At 69.3% G+C, this 18,775-nt stretch carries 25 protein-coding genes; 19 read left to right on the top strand and 6 right to left on the bottom strand.

What is annotated here, in order from left to right:
• Positions 1–270 precede the first annotated feature (270 nt).
• Positions 271–1,224, bottom strand: a complete 954-nt coding sequence (locus tag ACUZ2Y_RS27410; protein ID WP_476324272.1) for a lysyl oxidase family protein — start codon at positions 1,222–1,224, stop codon at positions 271–273.
• A gap of 129 nt (positions 1,225–1,353) precedes the next feature.
• The gene (locus ACUZ2Y_RS27405) at positions 1,354–2,040 is read right to left on the bottom strand and encodes an FAD-dependent oxidoreductase (RefSeq protein ID WP_476324270.1); all 687 of its coding nucleotides are present in this window, start codon (positions 2,038–2,040) and stop codon (positions 1,354–1,356) included.
• Positions 2,041–2,230: 190 nt separating this feature from the next.
• Here ACUZ2Y_RS27405 and ACUZ2Y_RS27400 point away from each other — a divergent pair, with 190 nt between their 5' ends.
• Positions 2,231–2,758, top strand: a complete 528-nt coding sequence (locus ACUZ2Y_RS27400; protein ID WP_476324268.1) for a glycosyltransferase family 4 protein — start codon at positions 2,231–2,233, stop codon at positions 2,756–2,758.
• A gap of 147 nt (positions 2,759–2,905) precedes the next feature.
• Here the strand turns inward: ACUZ2Y_RS27400 and ACUZ2Y_RS27395 are convergent, their stop codons facing one another.
• The 4 genes from ACUZ2Y_RS27395 to ACUZ2Y_RS27380 form a co-directional block, all read right to left on the bottom strand.
• Positions 2,906–3,322, bottom strand: a complete 417-nt coding sequence (locus tag ACUZ2Y_RS27395) for a hypothetical protein (RefSeq protein WP_476324266.1) — start codon at positions 3,320–3,322, stop codon at positions 2,906–2,908.
• An 84-nt stretch (positions 3,323–3,406) separates the two neighbouring features.
• Positions 3,407–3,778: a cupredoxin domain-containing protein gene (locus ACUZ2Y_RS27390; protein WP_476324264.1), complete on the bottom strand. Its 372-nt coding sequence runs from the start codon at positions 3,776–3,778 to the stop codon at positions 3,407–3,409.
• 10 nt (positions 3,779–3,788) lie between these two features.
• Positions 3,789–4,592: a ferritin-like domain-containing protein gene (locus tag ACUZ2Y_RS27385; protein WP_476324262.1), complete on the bottom strand. Its 804-nt coding sequence runs from the start codon at positions 4,590–4,592 to the stop codon at positions 3,789–3,791.
• Positions 4,589–5,398 (bottom strand): ferritin-like domain-containing protein, encoded by an 810-nt coding sequence (locus ACUZ2Y_RS27380; RefSeq protein WP_476324260.1) that lies wholly within the window; start codon positions 5,396–5,398, stop codon positions 4,589–4,591. Before ACUZ2Y_RS27380 ends, ACUZ2Y_RS27385 begins: the two co-directional genes overlap by 4 nt.
• Before the next feature lie 297 nt (positions 5,399–5,695).
• Between ACUZ2Y_RS27380 and ACUZ2Y_RS27375 the strand changes: the two genes are divergently transcribed.
• The 18 genes from ACUZ2Y_RS27375 (at position 5,696) to ACUZ2Y_RS27290 (ending at position 18,775) form a co-directional block, all read left to right on the top strand.
• Positions 5,696–6,274, top strand: a complete 579-nt coding sequence (locus tag ACUZ2Y_RS27375; protein ID WP_476324258.1) for a sigma-70 family RNA polymerase sigma factor — start codon at positions 5,696–5,698, stop codon at positions 6,272–6,274.
• Between the two features lie 139 nt (positions 6,275–6,413).
• Positions 6,414–6,905 carry a DUF4383 domain-containing protein gene (locus ACUZ2Y_RS27370; RefSeq protein ID WP_476324256.1) on the top strand — a complete coding sequence of 164 codons (492 nt, stop codon included), beginning with the start codon at positions 6,414–6,416 and terminating at the stop codon, positions 6,903–6,905.
• Between the two features lie 62 nt (positions 6,906–6,967).
• On the top strand, positions 6,968–7,516 hold the full coding sequence (locus ACUZ2Y_RS27365; protein WP_476324255.1) for a hypothetical protein: 549 nt from the start codon (positions 6,968–6,970) through the stop codon (positions 7,514–7,516).
• Positions 7,517–7,617: 101 nt separating this feature from the next.
• Complete coding sequence (locus ACUZ2Y_RS27360; protein WP_476324253.1) at positions 7,618–8,238, top strand: D-sedoheptulose-7-phosphate isomerase; 621 nt, start codon at positions 7,618–7,620, stop codon at positions 8,236–8,238.
• Positions 8,238–8,453, top strand: coding sequence for a HypC/HybG/HupF family hydrogenase formation chaperone (locus ACUZ2Y_RS27355; RefSeq protein ID WP_476324251.1), 216 nt, complete (start codon positions 8,238–8,240; stop codon positions 8,451–8,453). The genes ACUZ2Y_RS27360 and ACUZ2Y_RS27355 overlap by 1 nt, the downstream gene beginning before the upstream one ends.
• Before the next feature lie 27 nt (positions 8,454–8,480).
• Positions 8,481–9,179 carry a D-sedoheptulose-7-phosphate isomerase gene (locus tag ACUZ2Y_RS27350; protein ID WP_476324249.1) on the top strand — a complete coding sequence of 233 codons (699 nt, stop codon included), beginning with the start codon at positions 8,481–8,483 and terminating at the stop codon, positions 9,177–9,179.
• Positions 9,176–10,249: an NADH-quinone oxidoreductase subunit B family protein gene (locus tag ACUZ2Y_RS27345; RefSeq protein WP_476324247.1), complete on the top strand. Its 1,074-nt coding sequence runs from the start codon at positions 9,176–9,178 to the stop codon at positions 10,247–10,249. The genes ACUZ2Y_RS27350 and ACUZ2Y_RS27345 overlap by 4 nt, the downstream gene beginning before the upstream one ends.
• Before the next feature lie 30 nt (positions 10,250–10,279).
• Positions 10,280–12,061 (top strand): nickel-dependent hydrogenase large subunit, encoded by a 1,782-nt coding sequence (locus ACUZ2Y_RS27340; RefSeq protein WP_476324245.1) that lies wholly within the window; start codon positions 10,280–10,282, stop codon positions 12,059–12,061.
• Positions 12,062–12,067: 6 nt separating this feature from the next.
• Positions 12,068–12,628 (top strand): NifU family protein, encoded by a 561-nt coding sequence (locus ACUZ2Y_RS27335; protein ID WP_476324243.1) that lies wholly within the window; start codon positions 12,068–12,070, stop codon positions 12,626–12,628.
• Entirely contained in the window at positions 12,601–13,248 is a 648-nt protein-coding gene (locus ACUZ2Y_RS27330; protein ID WP_476324241.1) for a DUF5947 family protein, read from the top strand. Before ACUZ2Y_RS27335 ends, ACUZ2Y_RS27330 begins: the two co-directional genes overlap by 28 nt.
• Entirely contained in the window at positions 13,241–13,873 is a 633-nt protein-coding gene (locus ACUZ2Y_RS27325) for a DUF6084 family protein (RefSeq protein ID WP_476324239.1), read from the top strand. Before ACUZ2Y_RS27330 ends, ACUZ2Y_RS27325 begins: the two co-directional genes overlap by 8 nt.
• Positions 13,873–15,207, top strand: coding sequence for a hypothetical protein (locus tag ACUZ2Y_RS27320; RefSeq protein ID WP_476332091.1), 1,335 nt, complete (start codon positions 13,873–13,875; stop codon positions 15,205–15,207). The genes ACUZ2Y_RS27325 and ACUZ2Y_RS27320 overlap by 1 nt, the downstream gene beginning before the upstream one ends.
• 144 nt (positions 15,208–15,351) lie before the next feature.
• A complete protein-coding gene (locus tag ACUZ2Y_RS27315) occupies positions 15,352–15,840 on the top strand; it encodes a hydrogenase maturation protease (RefSeq protein WP_476324237.1) in 489 nt (162 codons plus the stop codon).
• Positions 15,841–15,844: 4 nt separating this feature from the next.
• Positions 15,845–15,949, top strand: coding sequence for a DUF6893 family small protein (locus ACUZ2Y_RS27310; protein WP_476324235.1), 105 nt, complete (start codon positions 15,845–15,847; stop codon positions 15,947–15,949).
• 9 nt (positions 15,950–15,958) lie between these two features.
• Positions 15,959–16,231 carry a HypC/HybG/HupF family hydrogenase formation chaperone gene (locus tag ACUZ2Y_RS27305; protein WP_476324233.1) on the top strand — a complete coding sequence of 91 codons (273 nt, stop codon included), beginning with the start codon at positions 15,959–15,961 and terminating at the stop codon, positions 16,229–16,231.
• Between the two features lie 11 nt (positions 16,232–16,242).
• Positions 16,243–17,370 (top strand): hydrogenase formation protein HypD, encoded by a 1,128-nt coding sequence (gene hypD, locus ACUZ2Y_RS27300; protein ID WP_476324231.1) that lies wholly within the window; start codon positions 16,243–16,245, stop codon positions 17,368–17,370.
• Positions 17,367–18,446, top strand: coding sequence for a hydrogenase expression/formation protein HypE (gene hypE, locus ACUZ2Y_RS27295; protein WP_476324229.1), 1,080 nt, complete (start codon positions 17,367–17,369; stop codon positions 18,444–18,446). Before hypD ends, hypE begins: the two co-directional genes overlap by 4 nt.
• Complete coding sequence (locus ACUZ2Y_RS27290) at positions 18,446–18,775, top strand: hydrogenase maturation nickel metallochaperone HypA/HybF (RefSeq protein WP_476324224.1); 330 nt, start codon at positions 18,446–18,448, stop codon at positions 18,773–18,775. Before hypE ends, ACUZ2Y_RS27290 begins: the two co-directional genes overlap by 1 nt.

Here is an 18,775-nt window from a genome sequence, read left to right as displayed (position 1 = left end):
CGCCGGGATCGCCGGACTCACGCACACGGGAACAACGACGAATAGGCGAACAGGTCACTGTGACATGGCGCCGGCCCGCCGGCGCGGCTCGGTCGCTGTGACATGGCGCCGGCTCCGCCGGCGCGGCTCGGTCGCTTTTGTGGTGGCGTTTCGGGGGTCCCGCACGAACACTGCCAACTTCGATGGCGTGTTCGTGCGGGACCCCCGAAACGCCACCGCGACCGAGCGGGTGGGTTATCGCGCCTTGGCTCGCGACCGCACTGACCTTTGTTAGTGGGCCAGGCAGTGTGACTCTCCGGGGCAGCTGCGGAGCAACCTGACTTCCGGCGCGCCGGTGATGGGGCCCGGCGCGTCGGCGGCGGTCGGCGGCCACTGGATGGAGACCGCGATCGACGAGGAGTTGTTGGCGTAGTTCTTCTCGATCAGGCCACGGTCCTCGTTGACCGTGTGGACCAAGTCGTAGGTGCCGGACGGCACGTGCGTGATGTCCAGCCACTGGTAGCCGATGCCGAACCCGTACTCGTCGCCCGCGCCGACCGAGATCCCCTGGGTCACGTCCAGCGCGGAGGGCTTGTGCATGCCGCAGTAGTTCTCGCGGAGGAACTTGGCGAGTTCGCCCGTCGCACTGGTTTCGTCGCGCGGGGTCTGGGGCAAGCTGTCGGCGTCCTTGGTCACGTAGCGGTCGCCCAGGCAGAAGCCGTTCTTCCGGTCGCTCACCACCGTGGCGCCCATGTGGTCGCGCAACTGGAAGCGGTCGAAGCCATTGAGGTGCCAGTGGTGATGCGACTCCGCGGGCTCGTAGTACGCGGTCGCCGGGGTCGAGGCCTGCGCTTCGCCGTAGCCCTTCGGGAGCGGTCCGTCCGGGCCGACCTGGAAGGCCTGGCGCACCGACATCAGCGCCTGGTCGACGCTGTCGCGGTGGCTGAAAAGCAGCATCGGGCCGTCGCCCACGTTGTCCACCGAGGTGGTGAACCGCAGCCGGACCGCCTTGGCCTTGCCGAAGTACCCGATGCACCGGCCTTTGGGCGCGTCGGGGTCCTCGACCAGGCAGACGTCCCAGTCGGTGCAGGTCGCGGGGTCACCCGCGAAACCACCAGGACAGCCGACCGGACCCTGCCGCAGGTCCGGGACCATCGTCTCGGCCATGGCGCCCGCCTGAGCCGATGGCGCCAGGACCGCCGCCGCCATCACCGCGGCGGCCAGTGCCGCATACGTCCTGATCATGTGTTTCACGCCCGTCCAGCGATCTTGATCATCAACGTTCGACCCTAGCGACGGCCGCGCCGGCCGGTCTACAGAGGACAACCCAGATTCACTCGATCGATGGGAAACAAGAACCGGAAGTGCGGGCCATCACGCCTTGGTCAGGATCCCGGCCACCCGGTTGGCCGGCCCGACGCTGGAGTTCCAGCTGGTGACCTCCGGGTAGACGTGTGCCGTGGTGGCCAGCAGCAGCGGGGTGTCGGCGACCTCGATCGGCGGCTGGTGGGTAAGGAACCCGAGCGGGTACACCGGCTCCACGAACGGCGCCTTGAACACCTGGACGTCCTCGATGTCCTCGGCGGTCAGGCCGAGTCCCGCGTAGAGGTCCACCAGCTGCCCGGTCCACCTGGCCGCGATCGCGGCGCTGTCCTCGCGGTACAGCGCGGATTCCCGGTCGGTGTAGCGCATGGCGTACACCAAGTGCCTGCCACCGTAGGCCTCGACGCCCGCCAGCTCCGACATCTCGATGACGCCGTCGAAGTCGGTCCCGGAACGCAGAACCGGCGTCCAGTAGTGCCCGGCCAGTGGCCTGCGCAGAAAGAACAGCGCGTTCACCACACCCTGGTACGGCAGCTGGAGCCCGGGCAGCCGCGCGGCCAGGTCGGCGTCGGCGAGACCGCGGAGCAGCGGTAGGGACACAGTGGACACGACGTGGTCCGCCTCGACGATTTCGTTGTGCGCCAGCGTGATCCGCTCCCGGTCGCCTTCGGCGGACACCTGCCGCACCGGGACCGAGGTGCGCACTGCCCCGCCGTGGGACTCGATCGACGTCCGCAACCCGTCGATGAGCGACTTGTAGCCCCCTCGGGATAGCCGCGGGTGGCGACGTCGCGCTCACCCGCTGTGTGGGGACACGAAGGCGGTCGGTGAGGAAGGTGGCCATGCTGGGGGCCGGGGCGACCGTGCGGGCGACTACGCGCGCCACCAAGGCGTCGGCGGTCAAAACGGCCCGGGTGTGGTCCGGAAGTTGTTGTTCGCCGGCCTCCTGGTGGAACGCAAGGGTTTGGACCTCCTGCTGGAGGCGTCGGCCATCCCCGGCACCATGCCCCCGGACGCGACCCGCACCGTGGCGGGCGACGGCCCCGAACGCGCCAGGGCGCAACGTCTGGCCGACCGTCCGGGCCTGCGTGGCCGGGTGCGCTTCCTCGGCTTCCGAACCGATGTGCCCGTTCTCCTGCGCCGGCACGACGCTTTCGTGCTGCCGTCCAGGATGGAGCAGCAGCCACTGGTGATCGCGGAGGCCATGGCGGCGGGGAAGCCGGTGCCGGCCACCGACACGGGCGGCGTCGCCGACATGCTCACCGTCCCCGGGGCGCAGCGGTATATGGCCGTACCAGGTGATGTCCAGGACCTATCCAGGCAGCTACGCGCCCTCTTCGCCGCTCCTGGGCACAACGGCGACCTTCTGGCGGCGGGCGCAAGGTCCCGCTTCTCCCCGGAAACCTGCGCCCAGCAACACCTGGCCCTCTACCGCGATCTTGCCGCTCAGGTTTGATCACCCCTGGCCGACTTGTGCGGGCGGCTCCGGCTTCGCGGGTGGTTCCCGGGGCTTGACCTTCGGGTGGTTGGGCTTGATTCGGGACCCCTGAGATGGCCCTGCGGGTCGACAGGACTTGGGCCTGCGCCCAGCCTGCCCCGGTCGTCAGTCGGCCACCGCGTCGCGAACTGTTCGACGCCGGGAGACGAGCAGGGAGGCGGCGGCCGTGACGGTCGACACCGCTTCGGCGATCGCGCTGATGGTCTTGTCGCTGTACCAGGCCGGTTCATACATGTTCGGGAACGGGCCGACCGCTCCGACATCGACGTACACCGACGCCACGACGGCCGCCAGCGACGCCGCGGCCACGACCAGCGCGAACGCGATCACCGCACGGTGGGCGGTGAGGAGGACGAGTACCGCGGCGAGGGCGGCGACCGAGGCTTGCACGCGGAACAGGGTTCCCTGGCTGATGTCGGCCACGTTGCCGTCGTAGGCGGCGGCGAGGTCGAAGTGGATGTAGGAGCTCACCGCGAGTCCGGCCGCGGTGAGGATTCGCAGGAACAATCCCGGACCGAACATGGTGTCTCCCGGCGGTGGTGCCCGGCGCCCGGCCGAGGAAACGCAGTGATCGTCGGCCGGGCACCGGGGTCTGGGTGAACATGGCTATTGGACGGTGACGGTGCCGGTCATGTACTGGTGCAGCGAACAGATGTAGTCGTACGTGCCCGGCTTGTTGAAGGTGTGCTCGAAGGTTTGCCCGTCACTGAGGTCTTCGGAGCCGAAGGACCCGTCGGATGCCTTCACGTTGTGCTTGGCTGAGTCCTCGAACCGCCACGTCACCTTCGTCCCCACCGACACGGTCAGCGATTTCGGTCCGAAGGTGAACTGCTTGACCTGCACGGTCGGGGACGCGCCGGCGGGGGCGGTGCTGCTGTCCCCGCCGGTCGGCCCGTCCTGGGGCTTGTCGCCGCCGCACCCGGCCAGGGCGGCGGCCGTGATGACCGAGACGACGACCGACGCGAACCGCTGTGCCATGGTCACACCCCTACTTGACCGTGAGGGCGTCCGGCTTGACCGCGTTGGATATCCCGACGAACGTCACCGGCACGGGGTACTGCCCGAGGACGAAGTTCAGGATCGCCGCGTGCATCGCCTCGACCGGCTGGATGGTCGCCGCCGTCATGATCCCGCCGGCGTCGGTGACGTTCGCGGCGGCGAAGGTGTACGTCTCCGCGGCGGCGTTCTCCAGGTCCAGTGCCAGTTTCGCCACGTCGGGCACCGACTTGGCCTCGCCGAGCTTCTTGACCTGGGCGTCGGTGATGGTCAGCGGCGCGTCGGAGATCGGCGGCTTGTTGGCCTTGGTCAACACCGAGTTCCAGGCGGCGGCGTGGTCTTGGTGCTGCTTCATCGCGGTCTGCACGAACGTGGCCACCGCGGGCGGCACCGTTCCCAGCGTCCCCTTGCCCGCCATGTCGAGCGCGCCGGTGTACGCGGTGACGGCGAGGTTCTCCAGGGCGGCGGCGAGCGCGACAACCTTCAGGTCGCCCTCGTACGTGCCGCCACCGGTCGGACTCGACGCAGGCGCCGAGGTCTGCCCGGACTGAGGGCTGTCGTCGGTGCCGCAGGCCGCGGCGAGCCCAAGGGTCACCGCGCCACTCGCGCCGAGCAGGAAGCCACGTCGGCTGGCGGGTGCGCGGGTGATGTGCGCCAGGTTCGCGGAGAACTCGTCGAGCAGCTTGCCGACGCCGGGAAAGGTGGACTTGTGCATGTCGTCGAGCTCGCGCGTCATCGAGGACAGCTCGTGCTCGCTGATGGCCATCTCGGGCCGCTTGCCCTTGCGGATGCTCACTTGACCGCTCCTTCCTCAACGGGGGACGCCTTCTCCGTGGGGAAGAACCCGTCCGGGAACCCGACGCCGCCCGCGGCGGCGGGCAGTTTCGCCGCGTCCGGCGGCAGCGCGATCAGCTCCGGGGAACCCAACAACGCCTGCACGGCCAGCAGGATCGCCTTGTGCTGCGATTCCACCCCGGCCACGCTGGCGAACAGCTGGCGCAACTCACCGGTGGACACCTGACCGACGTTCTTGACGTAAGTCTGGGTGGCGATGTCCTCCAGCGTGATCGCCAGACCCACCACGTCCGCCGGGCCCTTGATCGTCGGCACCGCCTGCTCGACCACCGTCAGGTACTTCGGGTTCGGCGCGGTCTGCGCTTTGCCACCGAGCTTCTCCGCCGCGGCGTTGAACGCCTGGGCGTGCTCGGTGTGCTGCTCCATGGTCTTCGTCGCGAACGCCTTCACCACCGCGTTGGCGTCGGCGCCGCCGATGAACGGCAGCGTCAGGGCCGTCTTGTAGGTGTTGACGGCCAGGTTCTCCAGGCTCGCCGCGGTCTGCAGCGCCATGACATCCATCGCCGTGTCGGCGAACGCCGACCGTGACGTCACCAGCGTCGCCGCACCGGCGAGACCCGCGCCGACCGCGACCTTCCCCCAACCGGGCCACATGCCGCCGGGGTCGCGCGATCCCGACGCGGCGTCCTTCGCGGCCTCCACATAGGAATCCAGGTCACGACGCGCGACCTTCATCGCGTCCGATTGCAGGTCGTCAGACTCCACGAGGAGTTCCTTGAACCTGCGTTCATCGATGTGATGACCCACAGTGTCTCCTTCCGCGGCCGCGGAACCTCGCGGCCGATCGACAGTCCGGTACACCCATCAGTCCGCCATTGATTCGGACTCGACGCAGGAAGGGTTCACCGATTTCACTCCATCGAGTGATGCCGTCGATCCAGGCGACCTAAGTAGACTGCCCACAGCCCGGACTGCCCTGAAATCCCCGCCTGCCCGGGGTTCCACCAGGTCCACGCCTGCCGCACCGAAACCATTCCAAGCTGATGCCCGCCTCGCACCGAATGTCTGCTGAACCCGTGAAGGTCCGAGTGGACAGGAGTGTGCGTGGGTGGTCACGTGCTCGCGAGGATCGCCGGCGGCGACCCGGCCGCGTTCGAGCAGCTCTATCACGAGGAATTCTCGACAGTCCTGCACAGCGCGTGGCACATATTGATCGACCGGGCGCAGGCGGAGGAAGTGACCCAGGAGGTGTTCCTGGAGATCTGGTGTGGAGCCGCGGCCCATTTCGACCCGCGTCTTGGCACCACCCGCACGTGGCTGACCACAGTGGCGCGCAGGCGCGCGATCGACCGCGTCCGCCAGGCACAGGGCGCGACCGACCGCGAAACGTTGTTCTCGGCCCTGGGCCCGGCGGAGCCTGCCTCCGACCCCGCCGATGACGTCGAGGCCCGCGCCGAACTCGACCGCGTCCAGCGAGCGCTCCTACGGATGCGCTCTGACCAACGGGACCTGCTCGACGCCGCCTACCTGCACAGCGTCCCGTACCAGGAGCTCGCCGACCGGCTGAACATCCCGGTGAACACCGTCAAGTCCCGGGTGCGCCTCGCTTTGGACCGACTGCGCGTCCTCATGGCCCGCGAGCGACCGACCGGGTGGCGCGCTCCAGACCAGACCCCTTGGTGATCGCACCTTCAAGGGTTACCGAACCGATCCAGCCATCGGATGCGGCCGAGCACCGCGGGAGTTACCGTCGAATGTTCGGATCCGCTGATCGCGGCCCACCGTCACCGCTCCGGGTCGCGGCGAACGGAAGGAGACGGTCATGACCCACCAGGGCACCGGCGCCCGCCAGGTCGCCGCCCGCAGGCACCCAGGACAGCTGCTCGCCGCGGCAGTGGCCGCGGTATTCCTCCTCGTCGGAATCCTCGGGTTCATTCCCGGGGCCACGACCAACTACGACCAACTGGACTTCGCGGGCCACGAATCCGAGGCCCTGTTGCTGGGTCTGTTCAACGTCTCGATCCTGCACAACCTGGTGCACGCGGCGTTCGGCGTGGTCGGACTGGTCATGGCGCGCACGCTCGCGGGCGCGCGCGCCTTCCTGATCGGCGGTGGTGTGATCTACCTGGTGCTGTGGATCTATGGCCTGGTGATAGACCACGACAGCGCGGCCAACTTCGTGCCCGTCAACACCGCGGACAACTGGCTGCACCTCGGCCTGGCCGTGGGCATGATCGGTCTCGGCCTGCTCGTGACCGGCATGACCCGCGCCCGGCACACCACGCCGACCGATGGGATCACCGGCCCAACCTGACCGGAACACTCAGGACAAGGCGGGACAATGGCGAACTTGCCGCGGCGTACCCAGGTCAGACCGTGAACACGACGACCAGGGATCCGCGTCTGCTCGGGGTCTACCTCAACGACCACCTGGCGGGTGCGATGGCAGGCGTCGGGCTATCCCGGCGAGTCGCCCGGGCGCACGCGAAAGAGGAGTCGGGACTGGCCCTCGCTCGCATCGCCGCGGACATCGCAGACGACCGGCGCGACCTGCTGCGGTTCATGACCGCGCTGGACGTGCCCGTCCGCCGCTACAAGGTCGTCGCGGGCTGGCTGGGCGAGAAGCTCACCAGGATCAAACCGAATCGGCGGCTGCTGCGCCGGTCGCCGCTGAGCGACGTCCTGGAACTGGAGACCCTGTGCCTTGGTGTGGACGGCAAGGCGGTGGGCTGGCGGACGCTGCGGGCTGTCGGCGATCCGCGCGTCGACTCGCGTTCACTCGATCGGCTGATAGACCGCGCCCGCCAGCAGCGCGAGGACCTCGAGGCATTCCGCATCGCCGCGGTGAGAACAGCGTTCACGCAGTCCCAGCAACGGAGCGACGCGGATGTCCGGCCGTTGAGACGCGACCGCCCTCAGTCTTGACCTTGACAGCGTGCAGATCTTGTCAATCCCAGATTGTGTGATCTCCCACACACATTTATCGTGGGGAGGTCGGCTCCCACCACAGAGGAAGTGACTCGCGAATGACGCGGTCATCACCCACGACGGACGACCTGGACGCCTTGTTCGAGCGCCGAGCGGGGCCGATCGATGATGTGATCGCCCAGGCCGGGGACATTGCCCGCACGTGCCACGCGATGGCGGCACGGTTCCACCGCGGGGGCAAACTGATCGTGTTCGGCAACGGGGGCCCGAGCACGGACGCCCAGCACATCGCCGTCGAGTTCGTGCACCCGGTGATCGTCGGCAAGCGGGCGCTACCCGCCATCTCGCTGACCGCGGACGTCGCCACGGTGACCGGCCTGGCGGCGCGGGTGGGAATGGCGGAGGTGTTCGCCCACCAGATCCGCTTTCTCGCCGATCCGCAGGACATAGCCCTTGGGGTGTCCACCGACGGCGAAGACGAGAACGTGCTGGCCGCACTGCGAGCGGCGCACGCCCGGGGCCTGCTGACCATCGCCTTGACGGGCGGCGACGGCGGGCGCACCGCCCGGACCCCCGAGATCGACCACGTCCTGGTGGCCCGGTCGACGGACCCGCTCGTGGTGAAGGAAATTCACGTGACGATCTACCACATCCTCTGGGAACTCGTGCACGTGTTCTTCGAACAGCCCGGCGTCCTGGCCCCGGGAGTGGTGCCGTGATGAGCGAGTACTCCCACTGCTCCACCGACGGCGTGTGCGTGACCTGCTCGGACCTGGCCGTCGAGGTGACCGTCGTCGAGTTGCTAGACCGCGCGTTCGCCGTGGTCGACACCGGCTCGGGCCGCGAAGAGGTCAGCGTGGCGCTCGTGACCGCGGGCGTCGGCGACCGGGTCCTGGTGCACGCGGGCGAAGCGATCGCGGTGCTCAGGGACTGAACCCCGACCGGCTAGGGAGGTGATGGCGTGACCGGTAAGCGCACCACGGCCCCGGAGTCCGTCCGGGCGCTGTACCCGTTCCTCTACGCCGACCGGTCCGATGTCGACTCCGTGCTCGCCGAGGTCAGCCAGTCCACCGTCGACAAGGCGCACGAGATCCTCAAGCTTCGTCGGACGGTGCTCGCCCAGGACGGCGAGCGGCTGCTCGCGTGCGCGCGGGACATCGCCGAGCGGTTCGCCCAGGGCGGCAGACTCCTGACCTTCGGCAACGGCGGCAGCTCCACCGACGCCCAGGACCTGGCCAGCCTGTTCCTCTGTCCGCCAGGGGAGGCGGGCCCGCTGCCCGCGCTCGGGCTGACCAACGACATCGCCGTGGTGACCGCGTTGAGCAACGACATCGGCTTCGACGTGGTGTTCGCCCGGCAGATCGGCGCGTTCGGCCGATCGATCGACATCGCGGTCGGGTTGTCCACCAGTGGCAACTCGGCGAACCTGCTGCGCGCGTTCGACGAGGCGGCCCGCCGCGGGCTGCTCACCGTCGGCATCGCGGGCTACGACGGCGGGAAGATGGCCGAGCTGGACTCCATCGACCACCTGTTCGTCGTGCCGTCGCCGTCCGTGCACCGCATCCAGGAAGCCCAGACCACCATCTATCACGCGCTGTGGGAGCTCACGGTCGCTGAGCTGGCAGCAAACACGAACCCAACCGGGGGTGATCAGTCGTGACCACATCGGCCGAGACCACGGACGATCGGTCCGCCGCGGAAGAAGAGCAGCCCATCCATCTCCTGTGGATCAACGCGGGCCTGTCCTGCGACGGCGATTCGGTCGCGCTGACCGCCGCCACCCAGCCGAGTATCGAGGAGATCGTGCTCGGCGCCCTGCCCGGCCTGCCCAAGATCGCGGTGCACTGGCCGCTGATCGATTTCGAATGCGGCCCGGACAAGGGCGCGGACACGTTCATCGAGTGGTTCTACAAGGCCGACCGCGGTGAGCTGGAACCGTTCGTCCTGGTGATCGAGGGGTCGATCCCGAACGAGGCCATCAAGGAGGAGGGCTACTGGTGCGGGTTCGGCAACAACCCCGACACCGGACAGCCGATGACCACCAGCGAGTGGCTCGACCGGTTGGCGCCCAAGGCGCTGGCCGTCGTCGCCGCGGGCACCTGCGCGGCCTATGGCGGCATCCACGCCATGGAAGGCAACCCGACCGGGGCGATGGGCGTTCCCGACTACCTCGGCTGGGACTGGAAGTCGGCCGCAGGCATCCCGATCGTGTGCATCCCGGGCTGCCCGACGCACCCGGACAACTTCTCCGAGACCCTGCTGTATCTGCTCTACCAGGCCGCGGGCCAGGCGCCGATGATCCCGCTCGACGACCAGCTGCGCCCGACCTGGCTGTTCGGCGCGACCGTGCACGAGGGCTGCGACCGGGCGGGCTACTACGAGCAGGGCCAGTTCACCACCGAGTACGGCTCGCCGAAGTGCCTGGTGAAGATCGGCTGCTGGGGCCCGGTCGTCAAGTGCAACGTGCCCAAACGCGGGTGGATCAACGGGGTCGGCGGCTGCCCGAACGTCGGCGGCATCTGCATCGGCTGCACCATGCCTGGCTTCCCGGACAAGTTCATGCCGTTCATGGACGAGCCGCCCGGCGCCCACATCTCCTCGGTGGCCAGCGGCGCCTACGGCAAGGTCATCCGCACGCTGCGGACGTTCACCGCGAAGAAGGTCGACCTGGAGCCCAAGTGGCGCGGGAAGGGCAAGCAACTGACAACCGGCTACCGCGCGCCGTGGTGAGCCAGGCCGAGACCGAAGGGATGGCCCACGATGGCCACAGCACGGCACAAGTCAAGCGGCGAGTCCGAACTGGTCGAGATGGCGTGGGATCCGATCACCCGCATCGTCGGCAGCCTCGGCATCTACACGAAGATCGACTGGGCGAACAAGCGCGTGGTGGAGTGCCACAGCACCTCGTCGGTCTTCCGCGGGTACAGCATCTTCATGAAGGGCAAGGACCCGCGCGACGCGCACTTCATCACCAGCCGCATCTGCGGGATCTGCGGCGACAACCACGCCACCTGCTCGGTCTACAACCAGAACATGGCCTACGGGGTCCGTCCGCCGCACCTGGCCGAGTGGATCATCAACCTCGGCGAGGCGGCCGAGTACATGTTCGACCACAACATCTTCCAGGAGAACCTGGTCGGGGTGGACTACTGCGAGAAGATGGTCGCCGAGACGAACCCGGGGGTGCTGGAGCAAGCCAACCGAACCGAGGCGCCGCACGCCGAGGAGCACGGGTACCGCACCATCGGCGACATCATGCGCTCGCTCAACCCGCTGGAGGGCGAGTTCTACCGGGAGGCGCTGCAGGTCAGCCGCAGCACCCGGGAGATGTTCTGCCTGATGGAGGGCAGGCACGTGCACCCGTCGACGCTGTACCCGGGCGGGGTGGGCACGGTCGCGACCATCCAGCTGTTCACCGACTACCTCACGCGCCTGATGCGCTATGTGGAGTTCATGAAGCGGGTCGTGCCCATGCACGACGACCTGTTCGACTTCTTCTACGAGGCGCTGCCCGGCTATGAGGAGGTCGGCAGGCGCCGAGTGCTGCTCGGGTGCTGGGGCAGCCTCAACGACCCGGACCACTGCGACTTCACCTACGAGAACATGGCCGACTGGGGCCGCAAGATGTTCGTCACCCCCGGGATCGTGGTCGACGGGAAGCTGATCACCACCAGCCTGGTCGACATCAACCTGGGCATCCGCATCCTGCTCGGCAGCTCCTACTACGAGGACTGGGCGGGCAAGGAGACGTTCGTGACGCACGACCCGCTGGGCAACCCGGTCGACTCGCGGCACCCGTGGAACCAGCACACGATCCCGCGGCCCGCCAAGCGCGACTTCGACAGCCAGTACTCGTGGACGATGTCGCCGCGCTGGTTCGACGGCAAGGACTACCTGCCGCTGGACACCGGCGGCGGCCCGATCGCCAGGCTGTGGGTCACCGCGCTCGCGGGGCTGGTCGACACCGGCTACGTGAAGTCGACCGGCCACAGTGTGCGGATCAACCTGCCGCGCACCGCGACCAAACCCGAGGCGCACTTCGAGTGGAAGATCCCGCAGTGGAGCAACGCGATCGAGCGCAACCGGGCCCGCACCTACTTCCAGGCCTACGCCGCGGCGCAGGCGCTGTACTTCACCGAGAAGGCGCTCGCCGAGGTCCGCTCGGGCAACACGAAGACGTGGGAGCGGTTCACCGTGCCGGACGAGGCGGTGAGCGTCGGGTTCACCGAGGCGGTGCGTGGCGTGCTGTCGCACCACATGGTGATCCGCGGCGGCAAGATCGCCAACTACCACCCGTACCCGCCGACTCCGTGGAACGGCAGCGTGCGCGACGTCTATGGCACGCCTGGCCCGTATGAGGACGCGGTGCAGAACACGCCGATCTTCGAGGAGAACCCGCAGGAGAAGTTCAAGGGCATCGACATCATGCGGGCGGTGCGCAGCTTCGACCCGTGCCTGCCGTGCGGTGTCCACATGTACCTGGGCGGCGGGAAGACGCTGCAACAGCTGCATACCCCGCACGCTTTCGGCTCGGCGATGTAGCCGGCCATGGCCACCGACATCGACGCCGTCGGCGAGCGGATCGAGCAGATCCTCTCCGGGCTGGTGACCGCCGACCCGGCGGTGCGCGAGCGGGCCGAGGAGCTGGTGCACACGCTGCTGGAGTTCTACGGCGCCGGGCTGGGCCGGATCGTGCAGGTCGCACGGGAGACCGATGGCGGCGGGCCGGTGCTCGCCGCCCTGTCCCGTGACCCGCTGGTCGCGGGGCTGCTGGTGCTGCACGACCTACACCCGGAGTCCACGCTGCAGCGGGTGTCGGCGGCGCTGGAACAGGTCCGGCCGTATCTCGGCTCGCACGCCGGTGACGTCGAACTGCTCGACATCGATGACGACGGCGTGGCCCGGCTGCGGCTCATGGGAACCTGCGACGGGTGCCCCTCGTCGACGATCACGGTCAAGAACGCCATCGAGCGAGCCGTGCGCGATGCCGCCCCGGAGATCAGTGAGATCGACGTGCAGGGCATGGTCCCCGAGCAGGTCGCGCCCAACGGGCGGGAGCTGCTGCCGTTGCAGGCGCTGGAGTGTCCGGTCCCCGGGGCCGCCCGATGACCATGCCGCTGCGCCGCTTCCTCCAGCCCCCGCCCCGGCCCGAACCGGGTGAGCGGTGCGAGCTGTGCACGGAGCCGATCGCCGAGGAGCACTCCCACGTCATCGATCTGGAGGCACGAACCATCCAGTGCGCCTGCCGCGGGTGCCACCTGCTGTTCACCCGCCCTGGCTCGGGCGGCGGGCGATTCCGGGCGGTTCCGGACCGGTACTCGCACGTGCCGCGGTTCGGGCCCGGGGAGGCGCTGTGGGAGTCGGTGGGCATCCCGGTGCGGATGGCGTTCTTCTTCACCAACTCGACCGCGGGGGCCACCACCGCGTTCTACCCGAGTCCGGCCGGGGCCACGGAGTCCTTGCTGCGGCTGGACTCGTGGGCGGAGATGCTGGCCGCGGCCCCGGAGCTGGCGACAGTCGCCGACGATGTGGAGGCGCTGCTGGTCAACCGCACCGACGACGGGTTCGAGTGCTTCCTCGTCCCGATCGACGCCTGCTACGCGCTGGTCGCGCTGGTCAAGCTGCACTGGCGGGGCTTCGACGGCGGGAGCGAGGCGTGGGCGGCGATCGACGGGTTCTTCGCCGACCTGCGCGACCGGTCGACGACGATCGGGGCGGCCGGTGGCTGAGCTGAGCTTCGACTGCCTCGACGTCGCGCCCCAGCCTTACGCGGTGGGCCCGACGCTGATGTTCCGGCTGCGCGTGGGGGAAGTGGACGCCGAACCGGTGCACGCCATCGCTTTGCGCTGCCAGATTCGGATCGAGCCGCGGCGGCGCGGGTATGGCGAGCACGAGCGGGAACTGCTGGCTCCGCTGTTCGGCGAGTCGTCGCGGTGGGGCGAGACGCTCAAGCCGATGGAGTTCACCCAGGTCTCGACCATGGTCCCCAGCTTCACCGGGTCGACCGAGTTCGACCTGCCGGTGCCGTGCTCCTACGACCTGGAAGTGGCCTCCGGGGCGTACTTCCACGCGCTGGAGGACGGTGTGGTGCCGCTGCTGCTGCTGTTCTCCGGCACGGTGTTCGGCAAGGGCGAGCGCGGGTTCTGGGTGCGTCAGATCCCGTGGCACACCGAGACGACGTACCGGCTGCCCGTCGAGGTGTGGCGGCGGCTGATGGACACCTACTTCCCCGCGTCGGGCTGGCTGCGGCTGCGCCGCGACACCCTCGACGCGCTGCTGCGCTACCGGTCCGACAACGCCATCCCCACCTGGGACGCCGCGATCGACAAGCTGCTCGGGGAGGCGCGGCCATGATGACCACCGCGCTGGAGCACGCCAAGGCCGTCGGCGACGCCGTCCTCTACGAGGGGTACCTGCTCTACCCCTACCGGGCGTCGGCGGCGAAGAACCGGATGCGCTGGCAGTTCGGGGTGCTCATGCCGCCGGCGTTCGCCGCGGACGAGACCGGCGAGCACGCCGACTCGCGCACCGAGTGCCTGCTGGAGCCGGGGTCGCACGCCGTGGTTCACATCCGGCTGCGGTTCCTGCACGCCCAGCGCCGCATCCCGCAGGTCGCCCGGGCGGGCGGCTTCGCGGATGTGGAGTCCCTGATGGTGGACGGGACCGAGCACACCGCGTGGGACGAGGCGGTGGAACGCGAGGTCGACGCGGTGCTGCCGATGGCCGAGCTGCTGGCCCAGGACAACGAGATTCCGTTCTCGGTGCCGGGTGAGGAGCGGACCGAGCCGCTGGAGGGCGGCAGGCTACTGCGGCGCACCTCGCCGCTGACCGGGCTGCTGCGGGCCAGGGCCGAGCCGCTGACCGGCCCCTTCGGCGGCGTGCGACTGCGTGTCCAGGTACTCAACACCACCGAGTGGGGATCGGACACCCCCACCCGGGAAGAGGCGCTGCACCGCGCGCTGCTCGCCGCGCACCTGGTGCTGGTCGTCGACAGCGGCCGGTTCCTGTCGCTGGTCGACCCGCCGGAATGGGCCGCGCCCGCGGCGAAGGCGTGTGTCAACGAGCGCGCCTGGCCGGTGCTGATCGGCGAGGACGAGCGGGCCATGCTGTCCGCGCCGATCATCCTCTACGACTACCCCAGCATCGCCCCGGAGAGCCCCGGCGCGCTGTTCGACGGCACCGAGATCGACGAGATCCTGACCCTGCGCACGATGGCGCTGACCGATGAGGAGAAGCGCCAGGCCCGGGCGACCGACCCGCGGGCCCGCGATCTGCTCGACCGGGTCGACACCATGCCGCCGGAGCTGCTCGAACGCCTGCACGGCACGATCCGCTACCTGCGCTCGGTCACCGGGGAGCCCGAACCGATCACGCCGCCGGACGCCCCGTGGTGGGACCCGGGCGCCGACGCCTCGGTGTCCCCGGAGACCGACAGCGTCCAGGTGGCCGGGGTGGCGGTGGCCGCGGGCAGCAAGGTGATTCTGCGCCCCGGGCTGCGGCGGGCGGACGCCCAGGACATGTTCCTCGACGGCCGCGTCGCGACCGTGCGGGCCGTGCTGTCCGATGTGGACGGCGACACGCACGTCGCGGTGACCGTGGACGACGACCCGGCAGCCGAGCTGCACGGCCTGCACGGCCGGTTCCGCTACTTCTCCCCCGACGAGATCGAACCGGTGGAGCGGCCATGAGCGAGCTTGCGCGCGAATCATTGTCACAGTGCCTTCGCGAGTGGAGCCACCGACCTTGGGAGGTGGTCGCATGAGCGAGCTTGCGAGCGAATCAATGTCACAGTGCCTTCGCGAGTGGAGCCACCGACCTTGGGAGGTGGCCGCATGAGCGTGCTGATCGCGGGTATCGGCAACATCTTCCTCGGCGACGACGGCTTCGGTGTCGAGGTCGTCGCCCACGTCGACCCGGCGCGGCTGCCCGAGGGCGCGAAGGTGGCCGACTACGGCATCCGAGGCATGCACCTGGCCTACGACCTGCTCGGCGGCTACGACACCACGATCCTGGTCGACGCCACCGCGCGCGGTGGGGAGCCGGGGACCATCTATGTCATCGAGGCCGACACCGAGGGCCCCGCCGACCCGGCCGTGCTCGACGCGCACGGGATGGACCCGCGGGCGGTGCTCGGGCTGCTCGACCTGCTCGGCGGGCAGCCGGGGCGGGTGCTGGTCCTTGGCTGCGAGCCCGCCGCCACCGAGGAGCACATCGGGCTGAGCGCGCAGGTGGCCGCGGCGGTGCCCATCGCCGCGCAGCTGGCGACCGAGCTGGCCTGGGACGCCTGTGCGAGACCACAAGTCACGACAACGGAGGTGTGATGCGGTGAAGCGAATCATGATCATCGTGGGTGTGCTCGGCCTTGGCGCGTTCGTCGCCCGGGCCATCGCCCCCGACGTGCGGCGCTACGTGCGCATGAGCCGGATGTGAGGCGACGGCATGTGTCTGGGCATCCCCGGTGAGGTCATCGAGATCGACCAGGCCCGGCCCGATCTGGCGAAGGTGGCGGTCTGCGGGGTGAAGCGGGCCATCAACGTGGGCCTGCTCGCCGACGACCCGCCGGTCCCCGGTGACTGGATCCTCATCCACGTCGGCTTCGCGCTGTCGAAGATCGATGAGGGCGAGGCCAAGGCCGCCATGGAGTTCCTGGAGAGCATCGGCAAGGCCTACGAGGACGAACTGGCCGCGCTGCGCGACTCCCGAATCGACTAGGAGCGGACACCATGCGGTTCGTCGACGAGTTCCGCGACGCGGAGAAGGCCCGCGCGCTCGCGGCCAAGATCACCAGTCTGTGCGAGCCCGGCAGGCAGTACAAGTTCATGGAGGTGTGCGGCGGGCACACCCACACGATCTACAAGCACGGACTGGAGGACTACCTGCCGGAGAGCATCACGCTCGTGCACGGCCCGGGTTGCCCGGTGTGCGTGATCCCGATGGGCCGGGTCGACGACGCCATCCACATCGCCCGCCAACCCGGCGTGCTGATGACCTCCTTCGGCGACATGATGCGGGTTCCTGGCAGCGGCGGCACGTTCTTCGACTCCAACGCCGAGGGCACCAACATCCGCATGGTGTACTCGCCGCTGGACTCGCTCAAGATCGCCCGGCAGAACCCGGACATGCGGGTGGTGTTCATGGCCATCGGGTTCGAGACCACCGCGCCGTCGACGGCGATGACCGTGCTGCGGGCCGCGGAGGACGGCATCGAGAACTTCTCCGTCTTCTGCAACCACGTCACCATCGTGCCGGCGATCAAGGCCATCCTCGACTCCCCCGACCTGCGTCTCGACGGGTTCATCGGACCCGGGCACGTGTCCACGGTCATCGGGTGCATGCCTTATGAGTTCATCGCCGGGCAGTACGGCAAACCGGTGGTGGTGGCCGGGTTCGAGCCGCTGGACATCCTGCAGTCGATCTACATGCTCATGCGGCAGCTGCGGCAGGGGCGCTCGGAAGTGGAGAACCAGTACTCCCGGGTCGTGCCGTGGGAGGGCAACCCGGTGGCGCTGCGGGCGATCAGCGAGGTCATGGAGCTGCGACCGTACTTCGAGTGGCGCGGCCTGGGATTCATCTCCCACTCGGCGATGCGCGTGCGCGAGGCCTACGCCGCCTTCGACGCGGAGCGCGCGTTCGACCTGCCCGGTGTGCGGGTGGCCGACCCGAAGGCGTGCCAGTGCGGCGAGGTGCTCAAGGGCGTGCTGAAACCGTGGGAGTGCAAGGTGTTCGGCACCGCGTGCACCCCGGAGACCCCGATCGGGACGTGCATGGTCTCCCCCGAGGGCGCGTGCGCGGCCTACTACAACTTCGGCCGGTTCAGCCGCACCCGGGTTCGGGAGGCGAGCCGGATATGAGCGTCGACCAGCGTGAGCAGCAGGTCCTCGACCGGATCGACAAGGCCAGGAGGCGGCGGGCGAAGGTCCGCGAGGAGCGGATCACGCTGTCGCACGGCTCGGGCGGCAAGGCGACCCAGACGCTGGTGGAGGCGGTCTTCCTCGACGCGTTCCGCAACCCGCTGCTGGAACCCCTGGAGGACGCCGCCGAGTTCACTGTGGGCGCGGCACGCATGGCACTGACCACGGACTCCTATGTGGTCTCGCCGCTGTTCTTTCCCGGCGGGAACATCGGGGACCTCGCGGTGAACGGCACGGTCAACGACCTCGCGGTATCCGGTGCCCGGCCCCTGTACCTGAGCGCCGGGTTCATCCTGGAGGAAGGGTTCCCAGTCGCGGACCTGATCCGGATCGTCGAGTCGATGAGCGCGGCGGCGCGGGCGGCGGGCGTGCAGGTCGTCACCGGCGACACCAAGGTCGTGCAGCGCGGCAAGGCCGACGGCTGCTACATCAACACCGCGGGCGTCGGGGTGATCGAGCGGCCCGGCAGCCTCGGCGTGGCCACGGCCCGCCCCGGCGACGTGGTGCTGGTGTCCGGGTCGATCGGCGACCACGGAATCACGATCATGCTGGCCCGCGGCGAACTCGACATCGACGCCGACGTCGTGTCCGACACCGCCCCGGTGCACGGCCTGGTGGCCGACCTGTTGGCCGCGGCGCCCGGCGTGCGCGCGCTGCGCGACGCGACCCGCGGCGGGGTGGCCACGATCCTCAACGAGGTGGCCCGCGCCGCCGACGTCGCCGTGGTCGTGGACGAGAAGGCGGTGCCGGTGCGCGACGAGGTGCGCGGCGCGTCGGAGCTGCTGGGCATCGACCCGCTCTACGTCGCCTGCGAAGGGCGGATCGTCGTCGTGGTGGCACCCGAGTCGGCCGACGCCGCGCTGGCCGCGCTGCGGGCGCACCCGCTCGGGCACCAGGCCGCGGTCATCGGCCGGGTGGTTGCCGACCCGCCAGGTCTGGTCCTGCTCAACACCACGTTCGGCGGAACCAGGATCGTCGACCTGCTCGTCGGCGACCCGCTGCCCCGGATCTGCTGATGCACGAGCTGTCCATCACCCAGAGCGTGGTCGACGCGATCGTCGACCGCATGGACGGCGCGACGGTGACGGCGGTGCGCCTGGAGATCGGCGCCCTCAGCGGGTTGATGCCCGACTCGGTGCGGTTCTGCTTCGACCTGGTCTGCGCGGGCACCCCGTTGGACGGCGCTCGACTCGACATCGACCGGCCGCCGGGTCGGGCGCTGTGCCACTCGTGCGAGCTGGAGTTCACTGTGGACGACCCGATCCTGCTGTGCCTGTGCGGCAGCGCGAACGTCGAGGTGCTCACCGGCCGTGAGCTGCGGATCAAGTCCGTGGAGGTGGTGTGA

The organism is Actinokineospora sp. UV203, assembly GCF_056323665.1.
The sequence above is the reverse complement of the archived record's forward strand: the minus strand, read 5'-3'. Positions and strand labels throughout refer to the sequence as shown.